The following is a 9,916-nucleotide window of genomic DNA, read 5'->3' on the forward strand; positions in this document are numbered from 1 at the left end:
GCGCTTGTCAAATCCAAAGCTGCTTCTGATTGAATTTTACCGCCAGGTAGGATATAATAAATTGGTTAAACTATGAAAAGGGAGGAACTGTTATGAAGCGTTCCACCATACAGGAATATCTGGCGGAGCTGAAGGGAAAGCGGGTGGCCGTTCTGGGCATCGGCGTGTCCAACACTCCGCTGCTCAAAATGCTGCTGCGGGCGGGCGTCAGAGTGACAGCCTGCGACCGCAAGCCCAAGGAGGCATTTGCCGGTCTGGCGGAAGAGCTGGAGAGCCTGGGCGCCACGCTTAAACTGGGACCGGACTATATGGAGCATTTGGATTTCGACGTCATCTTTCGTACCCCCGGTATGCGGCCGGACCTGCCCCCTCTGGTGGAGGCGCTCCAGCAGGGAGCCGTGCTCACCTCCGAGATGGAGGTGTTTTTCCAGGTCTGCCCCTGCCGCACCATCGCGGTGACGGGGAGTGACGGCAAGACCACCACCACCACCATCATTGCCGAGCTGCTGAAGGCTGCGGGACAGACGGTGTATGTGGGCGGCAACATCGGCAGACCGCTGCTGCCCGATGTGGATGGGATGGAGCCGGGGGACGTAGCGGTGCTGGAGCTGTCCTCCTTCCAACTGATGACCATGGAGCAGAGTCCGGATATTGCCGTGGTCACCAATCTGGCCCCCAACCATCTGGATGTACACAAGTCCATGGAGGAATATGTGGACGCCAAGCGGAACATTTTCCTCTATCAGGGGCCGGAGGGCCTTCTGGTGCTCAATGAGGACAACGAGATCACCCGAAGCTTCCGCGAGGAGGCGCCGGGCCGGGTGACCGGTTTCAGCCGCCGCCAGGCGCTGGATCGGGGCGTGTTTCTCCGGGATGGAGTCATCTGGGTGCGCAACGCCATGCATGAGCGGCCGGTGCTGCCGGTGTCCGATATTCTGCTGCCCGGGGACCACAATGTGGAGAACTATATGGCCGCCATCGCCGCGCTGGACGGCCTGGTACCCGACCAGGTGGTGCGGGAATTTGCGGCAAAATTTGCCGGAGTGGAGCACCGGATTGAGCTTGTCCGCACGTTCAACGGGGTGAAGTACTACAACGACTCTATCGCCTCCAGTCCCTCCCGCACCATTGCCGGCCTGCGCTCCTTCCGGCAGAAGGTGATTCTCATTGCCGGCGGCTATGATAAGCATATCCCCTTCGATGTGCTGGGGCCGGAGATCACGGCCCATGTCAAGGCGCTGTTTCTCACCGGCTCCACCGCCGGTCAGATCCGCGCAGCGGTGGAGCAGGCCCCGGACTACCGCCCCCAGTCCCTTCCCATTACTGTGATTGACGACTTTGAGCAGGCTGTGCTGGCGGCCCACCGGGCGGCCGGGCCTGGCGATGTAGTGATTTTGTCCCCCGCCTGTGCCTCCTTTGACCACTTCAAGAATTTCATGGAGCGGGGCGCCGCCTTCAAGAAGATCATCTACAGCCTTTCGTAACCGAGTGAGGAGTGAACATGCCATTGGATATCAGAACGGTGCTGGAGGAGCTGTGCGGCTGCACGGCTCCCTCCGGATTTGAGGCCCCGGCGGCGGCCGTCGCCGCCCGGCTGTTGGAACCGCTTGCCGACCAGATGTGGACAGACCGGCTGGGCAGCCTGATCGGCGTCCGGCGCTGCGGCCGGCCCGGGGCGAAAAAGCTGCTGCTGGACGCCCATTTGGATGAGATCGGCCTGCTGGTTACCGGTATAGAGGAGGGGTTCCTCCGCTTCCGTACCATCGGCGGGGTGGACCCCAGGATGCTGCCCGGCCGGGAGGTGTGGGTGCTGGCCACCCCACCTCTGCCCGGTGTAATTACCTGCCAGCCCCCCCATCTCCAAGACGGGGAGGCGGAGGACAAGGCCATTCCCAGTTCGGAACTGCTTATCGACGTGGGCTTGTCCCAGGCCCGGGCGGAGGCTGTCATACCGGTGGGAACGCCGGCGGTGTACCGGGGCGGCTGCTTCCCCCTGGGAGAAAAGCTGATGTGTGGAAAGGCCATGGATGACCGCTCCTGCTTTGCGGTGCTGCTGCGCACGCTGGAGCTGCTCTCCCACAAGGCGCTGGATGTGGACGTGTACGTGATGGGCTCCACCCGGGAGGAGATCTCCGGGGTGGGGGCCGCCGTGGGTACCTGGGCGGTTCAGCCGGACTGCTGTGTGGCGGTGGACGTGACCCACGGACGTACGCCGGACGGACCGGAGGACAGGACCTTTGTCCTGGGCGGTGGCCCGGCGGTGGGGATAGGACCCAATATGACCCGCTGGATGACCAGGCGGGTACTGGAAAAGGCGAAGGAGCGAAATATCCCCTTTCAGCAGGAGGTCATGTCCGGCCATACCGGCACCAACGGCTGGGGCATGCAGGTCAGCCGGGAAGGGGTGGCTACCTTGGTGCTCTCTCTGCCCCTGAAGTATATGCATACCCCCATCGAGACCCTGTCTCTGGAGGATTTGGAGCAGACCGCCCGGCTGTTGGCCGCGTTTACCGAGGATCTGGGAAAGGAGTGGCCGCTGTGAAGGAGCTGGTGATGCAGCTGTGCGCCCTCAGCGGTGTGTCCAGCTGGGAGGACGAGGTGCGGGAGTTTTTGCAGGCGGAGGCCGCGCCCTATGCCCAAGAGATTCGTACCGACGCCCTGGGTAATCTGATTATACGCAAAAAGGGGGCGAAGGCGGCGGGAGACAAGCTGCTGCTGTGCGCCCATATGGACGAGGTGGGCCTGATGATCCGTCACATGACGGAGGAAGGCTACCTGAAATTCGATACGGTGGGTTCCCTTGACCGGCGGGTGCTGCTGGGCAAGCAGGTGCTGGTGGGGCCGAACCGCCTGCCCGGCGTGGTGGGCCTGAAGGCCTACCACCTGGTGAGCCGGGAAGAGGAGAAAAACGTCCCCAAGCTGAAGGACTACTATATTGACATCGGCGCCGGGGACAGGGCGGAAGCGGAGAAGATGGTCAATCTGGGGGACGTGGCGGTTTTTACCACCCGACCGGAGTCCTTTGGGGACGGACTGCTCAAAGCCAAGGCCCTGGATGACCGGATCGGCTGTGCCGTGCTGCTCACCCTTTTGAAAGAGGAGCTGCCCATGGACTGCACCTTTGTCTTCACCGCCCAGGAGGAGGTGGGGACCCGGGGGGCCTTCGGCGCGGCTTTCTCCGTTACGCCGGAGCTGGCGCTGGTTCTGGAGGGGACCACCGCCGCCGACCTGCCAGGTACGCCGCCCCAGAAACAGGTGTGTGCTCTGGGCGGCGGCGCGGTGCTCACTTTGATGGACAGAGGCTCCATTGCCGACCGGGGAGTGTTCGAGCGGCTGCGGACCCTGGCGGAGGAACAGGGCATTCCCTGGCAGCTCAAACGGTTTGTGTCCGGCTCCAATGACGCCGCCGCCATTCAGCGCACCAAGTCCGGTGTGCGCACTGCGGTGCTCTCCGCGCCGGTGCGCTATGTCCACGCCCCCGCCGGACTGGCCTGTGTCAGCGATATGGAGGCGGTGCTGGCTCTGGCAAGGGCGCTGATTTACGATGTAGCCAAGGAGGTTTGAACGTATGGATATTTTAGCGACCTTGCAGGCGCTGAACGCCTGCCATGGACCCTCAGGCGACGAGGGGCAGGTGGCCCGGGCCATTGAACAGCTGGCCGCCCCCTTTGTGGACGAGACTTCCACCGACACCCTGGGCAATCTGATTTGCCACAAGAAGGGAAGCGGCAAAAAGGTCCTCTTTGCCGCCCATATGGATTCCATCGGCTTTATGGTTACCCACATGGATGAGAAGGGCTTTCTGCGCTTTGGCCGTATCGGCGGCTTGGATGCCCACGAAGTGTTAGGTACTCCCGTCCGTTTCAAAAACGGGGTGCGGGGTGTGGTGGCCTGTCAGGGAAAAACCGAACCCAAGGAGATGAAGCTGGAGGATCTCTACCTGGACATCGGCGCGAAAAACGAGGAAGAGGCCAAGGCCATGGTGCAGGTAGGGGATACCGCCGTCTACGACACTGCCGGCTTTGTCAACGGTTCCCGCATCTTTTCCCCCTATCTGGACGACCGCATTGCCTGTGTGGTGCTGCTGATGGCCATGGAGCAGCTGGAACAGACGGAAAATGACCTCTATTTTGTCTTTACCGTCCAGGAGGAGGTGGGGCTGCGGGGCGCCCGCACCGCCGCCTATGGCATTGACCCGGACTACGGGATTGCCGTGGATGTGACAGATTCCGATGATATTCCCGATGCGCCCCACGCTTGTTCCAGCGTGGCGGGGAAGGGGGCGGCCATCAAGGTCATGGACAGCTCGGTGATCTGCCACCCCGCCGTGGTGGCCAAGCTGGAGGAACTGGCCAGGGAGCAGGGAATCCCGGCCCAGAAGGACATCCTGAAATCGGGCGGCACGGATGCCGGCGCCATTCACCAGAGCCGGGCGGGCGTTTCTACCGGCGGCATCTCCATCCCCACCCGGTATATCCACACCCCCCAGGAGATGGCCGACCTGGACGACATCAAGGCCTGCGCCGACCTGGCGGCGGCCTTTGCTCAGACCAAGCTGGACAATTAGAAAAATCAAGAAGGTTACAGGAATATGTCTTTACAGATAAGTGATAAGGTCCGGACCTTAGCGGCCCGGGCGCAGGCGGACATCCAGCCCCAGTTCGACCGCATTGACGCCATTGCGGAGGAGAATACCGCCAAGGTACTGGCTGCGTTTCAGAGACACCGGGTATCCGAGGCCCATTTCGCCGGTACCACCGGCTACGGCTATGACGATTTGGGCCGGGATACTCTAGACGCCATTTTTGCCGATCTGTTTCACACCGAAGACGCCCTGGTGCGCCTGCAATTCGTCAACGGCACCCACGCCATCTCCTGCGCCCTGTTCGGGGCGTTGCAGCCGGGGGATGTTCTGGTATCCGCCGTGGGAGCCCCTTATGATACCATGCTGGGGGTTATCGGTGTGGTGGACAAGGGTCCCGGCTCCCTGAAAAGCTACGGAATTGAGTACCGGCAAGTGGATCTGGTTGACAATACTCCTGACCCGGTTGGATTGGCGGCGGCGGTGAAGGACCCCCGGGTGAAGGCGGTACTCATCCAGCGCTCCCGGGGCTACGCCACCCGCAGTTCCCTGTCTGTGGAGGAGATTGGCGCGCTGGCACGGGTGGTCAAAGAAAACAATCCCAAGGCCGCGGTGCTGGTGGACAACTGCTACGGCGAGTTTGTAGAGACCCTGGAACCCACCCAGGTGGGGACCGACCTGGTGGTGGGCTCCCTTATCAAAAACCCCGGCGGCGGCCTGGCCCCCACCGGCGGCTATATCGCCGGACGGCGCGATTTGATAGAGGGAGCCGCCATGCGGCTCACCACTCCCGGTATCGGCAAGGAGTGCGGCTCCACCTTCGGCGCCAACCGCAGCCTCTATCAAGGGCTTTTCCTTGCCCCCCACACCACTGCCCAGGCGGTGAAAACGGCGGTTTTTGCCGCCCGGATGATGGAGCTGCTGGGCTACCGGGTGGACCCGGCCTCCGACGCGGTGCGCCATGACATCATCCAGATGCTCCACTTCGGCAGTGCGGAGCCCCTGAAGAAGTTCTGCAAGGGCATTCAGTTCGGGGCGCCGGTGGATTCCTATGTAACGCCGGAGCCTTGGGATATGCCGGGCTACGACTGTCAGGTGATTATGGCCGCCGGGGCCTTTATTCAGGGCGCCTCCATTGAGCTGTCCTGCGATGCCCCCATGCGGGAGCCCTACACCGCCTACTTTCAGGGCGGCCTTACCTATGAGAGCGGAAAGGCCGGGGTGATGCTGGCGGTGGAGGAGCTGCTCCGGGCCGAGGCATAGGGTCAGGCCGTTTCCGCATAGCCTCCCATGGGAGGTGAGGCTATGGCGAGGCACAGATACCGCCCCTGGTTCCGCCTGCCGCGGCTGAAGCCCGCCCGGCGGGGTGGAGGCCTGCTCTGCTCCGCGCTGCTGGGCGTGGGGCTGGCGCTGCTGGTGATTGGGCTGCTGGACAGCGCCCTGCGGCCGGTGGTTACCACTCTGGCGGTCGCCCGGACGGAGAATGTGGTAACCAGCATCGTCAATGACGCGGTGATGGAGACACTGTCGGCGGAGGCGGTGGCCTATCAGGATCTGGTGCACCTGGAGCGGAACAGCAGCGGGCAGGTGACGCTGCTCGCCATGGATTCCGCCAAGATGAATCAGCTGCGCACTCAGATTTTGAAAACAGTGCTGGAGCGGGTGGAGAGCCTGGGTGGTGAGGAACTGGGCATTCCCCTGGGAAGCATCACCGGACTGTCCACCGCCTCCCACTGGGGGCCGGACCTGCCGGTGCAGGTGCTGGCGGCGGCCACCCCCACGGCGGAGTTCCGGAATCTGTTTGCCGCGGAGGGGATTAACCAGACCATCCACCGGGTGATGCTGGACGTACAGGTGGAGATTACCCTGCTCATCCCCGGCGGAAAGACAGAGACCAGAGTGGACGCCTCGGTGTGCGTGGCGGAGACTCTGCTGCTGGGTGAGGTGCCGGACACCTATCTGAGCCTGTCCGCCGCCGGACCGTAAGAAAAACGAAAGAAAGATATAAGGAAAGACATAGATACTCCTTTTTCCATTTTGCTATCATAATGGAACGGGGAGGAATGTCAGGTATGATGCACGAAATTTTATACTATCTGCGGGAAATGCTGGTGGCGGCGGTTCCGGCGGCCGTGGTTTTCTGCTGCTTTTGGCCCTACCGGAGGCGGGCGCTTCGGGCCATGGGTCTGACCACCAGCTTCCGGCGGGAAATGGGACTGATTCTGTTTATCATGTGCCTGTTCGGGGTGCTGGCCGTGACCCTATGGCCCGTCTATTGGATGGAGGATTCCCCCGGCCTGTGGGGGGACATTGAGCTGCTGGTGGACCGCCCCTCCGTGTGGAGCAACGTCAACCTGATCCCCTTCCGGATGTTCGGAGATTATTGGGAGGATCTGACCCGGGGCGGGGGATTTTTCACCCTCCTTAATTTCCTGGGGAATCTGGCGGTGTTTGTCCCCCTGGGCTTTTTCCCCGCCCTGCTGTTCCGGGGCGCCAACTGGCGCCGCTCCGCCCTGGTGGGCTTCGGCACCTCTCTGCTGGTGGAGGTGGGACAGTACTTTGTGATGCGCACCACCGATATTGACGACGTCATCCTCAATACTCTGGGGGCGCTGTGCGGCTTCTGGCTGTATCTGCTGCTCAGCCGCCTCGCGCCCCGGTTTATTCAAAGATTCCAAGTGGAGGTCCGCCATGGACGAGAAACAGGAAATTCTGGGCCTGCGCCGGGAGCTGGAGCAGGCCAACTATGAGTACTATGTGCTGGACAACCCCAGCATGTCCGACTACGACTTTGACCACAAGCTCCGCCGCCTGGAAGAGCTGGAGGCCCGACACCCGGAGCTGGTCACGCCCGATTCCCCCACCCAGCGGGTAGGGGGCAAGGTGGCCGACGGCTTCTCCCAGGTCCGGCACCGGGTGCCGCTGGAGAGCCTTCAGGACGTGTTTTCCGTAGAGGAGCTGGAGGAATTTGACCAGCGGGTGCGGGAGACTTTGCCCGGCGGCGTGGAGTACGACGTGGAGCCCAAGGTGGACGGACTGTCCGTGGCTCTGGAATATGAGAACGGCCTGTTTGTCCGGGGCGCCACCCGGGGAGATGGTCAGGTGGGGGAGGATGTGACGGAAAACCTGAAGACCATTCCCTCTATCCCCCTGCGCCTGCCAGAGGCTCTGCCCGCGCTCATTGTCCGGGGCGAGGTGTTTATGCCCAAAAAGAGCTTTGAACAGCTCAACGCCGACCGGGAGCTGAAGGGGGAGGCCCTCTTTGCCAATCCACGGAACGCGGCGGCCGGCTCTCTGCGGCAGCTGGACCCCAAAATCGCCGCATCCCGGAAGCTGGATATCCGGGTATTCAACATCCAGTGGGCGGAGGGAAAGACCTTCACCACCCATACGGAAACCTTGGACTACTTGCAGCAGCAGCGCTTTAAAGTAATTCCGCATTACACTTGTTCCACCATTCAGGCGGCCGCGGAATCCATCTCCTCCATGGGGGATGACCGGGAGGAATATCCCTTTGATATTGACGGAGCAGTTGTAAAGGTAAATAACCTTTCAGACCGTGAGATACTTGGCTCTACCGCGAAATTTCCGCGCTGGGCAGCGGCCTACAAGTACCCGCCTGAGCAGAAGGAGAGCGTGGTGGAGGACATCGTGGTGCAGGTGGGGCGCACGGGAGTGCTGACCCCCAAGGCGGTGGTCAGGGCGGTACGCCTTGCAGGCACGACGGTCACCAATGCCACCCTCCACAATCAGGATTTTATCGCGGAGAAAGACATCCGCATCGGGGACACGGTGCTGGTACAGAAGGCGGGGGAGATTATCCCGGAGATCGTGTCGGTTTTGAAGGAGAAGCGGCCGGAGGGTACCGTACCCTATCATCTGCCCGACCGCTGTCCGGTGTGCGGCGCCCCGGTGGCCCGGGACGAGGAGGGCGCCCACATCCGCTGCACCGGCGCGGAATGTCCCGCCCAGCGGCTGCGGCATATTGTCCACTTTGCCAGCCGGGATGCCATGGATATTGAGGGCCTGGGACCCGCTGTGGTGGAGAGCCTGGTGGGGGCCGGACTGGTCAAAGGTCCCGGCGACCTGTACCGCCTGCGGGCGGAGGAGGTGGAGCCGTTGGAGCGGATGGGCAGGAAGAGCGCGGAGAACCTGATGGCCGCCATTGAACGGTCCAAGTCCGCCGGCTTGGGCCGGCTGCTCTTTGCCTTCGGTATTCGGCAGGTGGGCCAGAAGGCGGGAAAGGTGCTGGCCGCCCGATTCGGCACCCTGGACGCCCTGATGGCCGCCACGGAGGAGGAGCTTACCGCCGTGCCTGACATCGGCGGCATTACCGCCAAAAGCCTGCTGGACTGGTTCCAAAGCGCGCAGAGCCAGCACCTGATCCAGACCCTGCGGGAGGCGGGGGTATCCTTTGACAGCGCGGAGGCTCCGGTGGGGGATACACTGGCCGGGAAGATCTTTGTGCTGACCGGCACCCTGGAGCACCTGGACCGAAAGGAGGCCACCGCCCTGATTGAGGCCCAGGGGGGCAAGGTGACCGGCTCGGTATCCAAAAAGACCAGCTATGTGGTGGCGGGAGAGGCCGCCGGCTCCAAGCTGAAAAAGGCCCGTGAGCTGGGTGTCCCGGTCTTGACGGAGGCGGAGCTGATGCAGCTGTTCGCCCAATAAAGGTTCAGCCCCGGAAGCTGCGGCTTCCGGGGCTGTTTTCAGAAGTTCAGCGCATGCCTTTGCAGGCCGTGGCTGGTGCAGTACAGGTAGAGCGTGCCGTCCCGCCTGGTGGCGGGGATGCGCACCGCCGGCTCCTGCTCGGGATAAAGGCGGATGAGGAGCACCCGGTCGTCCTGCACATAGGCGGCAAAGCGTAAAAAGTGCTCCTTCCGCATAGGATGGTCCCAGGAGATGTAGTAATCCAGATCCATTTCCTCCACCCGCAGCTTCAAGGGCTCCGGTTCGGCGGCAGGGGAGAGGGGCTCCAGCCGCCGCCCGCAGCAGAAAATACCGCAGTCTCCGGTGCTGGTCAGTACATTCCCGCACACCGGGCAGACAGAAAAGCGCAGCCGCCTCATATTGCCGGAATCCGGCCGGTTGGCCCGCAGCTCCCCCTGAAGGAGCTTCAGCAAATCCGCCCCCAGCAGGGCGGCCAAACCCTCCCAGAGCGCCGGATCCGGGCAGCCCTGGCCGGTATCACATAGTTAAAGATATTGATGTCATTTAATCAATTTTGCCGATAAAGCGGTAGAAGATTTCTACCTCTTGTTCCCGGCTTCCGTCCTCACCTTTGACCGCTTCATGGACAACGATTTTTTCAATCAGCGTATTCAAAAGTTCGGC

Annotated in this window: 10 protein-coding genes; 8 read left to right on the top strand and 2 right to left on the bottom strand. The window is 62.3% G+C overall.

The features are described 5' to 3' along the window. The first annotated feature begins 92 nt into the window (after positions 1 to 92). The 8 genes from murD to ligA all read left to right on the top strand — a co-directional run bounded on the left by murD (position 93) and on the right by ligA (position 9,253). Positions 93 to 1,484, top strand: a complete 1,392-nt coding sequence (gene murD / locus Q0J74_RS08435; protein WP_297213267.1) for a UDP-N-acetylmuramoyl-L-alanine--D-glutamate ligase — start codon at positions 93 to 95, stop codon at positions 1,482 to 1,484. 23 nt (positions 1,485 to 1,507) lie between these two features. Beyond that, positions 1,508 to 2,542 carry a M42 family peptidase gene (locus Q0J74_RS08440; protein ID WP_297213270.1) on the top strand — a complete coding sequence of 345 codons (1,035 nt, stop codon included), beginning with the start codon at positions 1,508 to 1,510 and terminating at the stop codon, positions 2,540 to 2,542. Then, the gene (locus Q0J74_RS08445) at positions 2,539 to 3,564 is read left to right on the top strand and encodes a M42 family metallopeptidase (RefSeq protein ID WP_297213273.1); all 1,026 of its coding nucleotides are present in this window, start codon (positions 2,539 to 2,541) and stop codon (positions 3,562 to 3,564) included. Before Q0J74_RS08440 ends, Q0J74_RS08445 begins: the two co-directional genes overlap by 4 nt. Positions 3,565 to 3,568: 4 nt before the next feature. Beyond that, on the top strand, positions 3,569 to 4,567 hold the full coding sequence (locus tag Q0J74_RS08450; protein ID WP_297213276.1) for a M42 family metallopeptidase: 999 nt from the start codon (positions 3,569 to 3,571) through the stop codon (positions 4,565 to 4,567). Positions 4,568 to 4,591: 24 nt separating this feature from the next. Beyond that, positions 4,592 to 5,845 (top strand): aminotransferase class I/II-fold pyridoxal phosphate-dependent enzyme, encoded by a 1,254-nt coding sequence (locus Q0J74_RS08455; RefSeq protein ID WP_297213279.1) that lies wholly within the window; start codon positions 4,592 to 4,594, stop codon positions 5,843 to 5,845. Positions 5,846 to 5,887: 42 nt separating this feature from the next. After that, positions 5,888 to 6,568: a sporulation protein YunB gene (yunB, locus tag Q0J74_RS08460; RefSeq protein WP_297213282.1), complete on the top strand. Its 681-nt coding sequence runs from the start codon at positions 5,888 to 5,890 to the stop codon at positions 6,566 to 6,568. Between the two features lie 86 nt (positions 6,569 to 6,654). After that, on the top strand, positions 6,655 to 7,332 hold the full coding sequence (locus Q0J74_RS08465) for a VanZ family protein (protein WP_297213285.1): 678 nt from the start codon (positions 6,655 to 6,657) through the stop codon (positions 7,330 to 7,332). After that, positions 7,274 to 9,253, top strand: a complete 1,980-nt coding sequence (gene ligA / locus Q0J74_RS08470; protein ID WP_297213288.1) for an NAD-dependent DNA ligase LigA — start codon at positions 7,274 to 7,276, stop codon at positions 9,251 to 9,253. The genes Q0J74_RS08465 and ligA overlap by 59 nt, the downstream gene beginning before the upstream one ends. A 38-nt stretch (positions 9,254 to 9,291) precedes the next feature. Here ligA and Q0J74_RS08475 read toward each other — a convergent pair whose 3' ends face one another. Together Q0J74_RS08475 and Q0J74_RS08480 are read right to left on the bottom strand one after the other, a co-directional pair. After that, positions 9,292 to 9,729 carry an XRE family transcriptional regulator gene (locus tag Q0J74_RS08475; protein WP_297213291.1) on the bottom strand — a complete coding sequence of 146 codons (438 nt, stop codon included), beginning with the start codon at positions 9,727 to 9,729 and terminating at the stop codon, positions 9,292 to 9,294. 67 nt (positions 9,730 to 9,796) lie between these two features. Then, on the bottom strand, positions 9,797 to 9,916 hold a 120-nt coding region (locus Q0J74_RS08480; RefSeq protein WP_297213294.1), incomplete at its 5' end, for a DUF4368 domain-containing protein.

This window comes from uncultured Flavonifractor sp. (genome assembly GCF_944387675.1).
Classification (GTDB): domain Bacteria; phylum Bacillota; class Clostridia; order Oscillospirales; family Oscillospiraceae; genus Flavonifractor.

What these genes read in the sequence shown, in the direction of transcription:
- murD (WP_297213267.1), top strand. Translation starts at nt 93, where the DNA reads ATGAAGCGTTCCACCATACAGGAATATCTGGCGGAGCTGAAGGGAAAG.
- Q0J74_RS08450 (WP_297213276.1), top strand. Translation starts at nt 3,569, where the DNA reads ATGGATATTTTAGCGACCTTGCAGGCGCTGAACGCCTGCCATGGACCC.
- Q0J74_RS08455 (WP_297213279.1), top strand. Translation starts at nt 4,592, where the DNA reads ATGTCTTTACAGATAAGTGATAAGGTCCGGACCTTAGCGGCCCGGGCG.
- yunB (WP_297213282.1), top strand. Translation starts at nt 5,888, where the DNA reads ATGGCGAGGCACAGATACCGCCCCTGGTTCCGCCTGCCGCGGCTGAAG.
- Q0J74_RS08465 (WP_297213285.1), top strand. Translation starts at nt 6,655, where the DNA reads ATGATGCACGAAATTTTATACTATCTGCGGGAAATGCTGGTGGCGGCG.
- ligA (WP_297213288.1), top strand. Translation starts at nt 7,274, where the DNA reads ATGGACGAGAAACAGGAAATTCTGGGCCTGCGCCGGGAGCTGGAGCAG.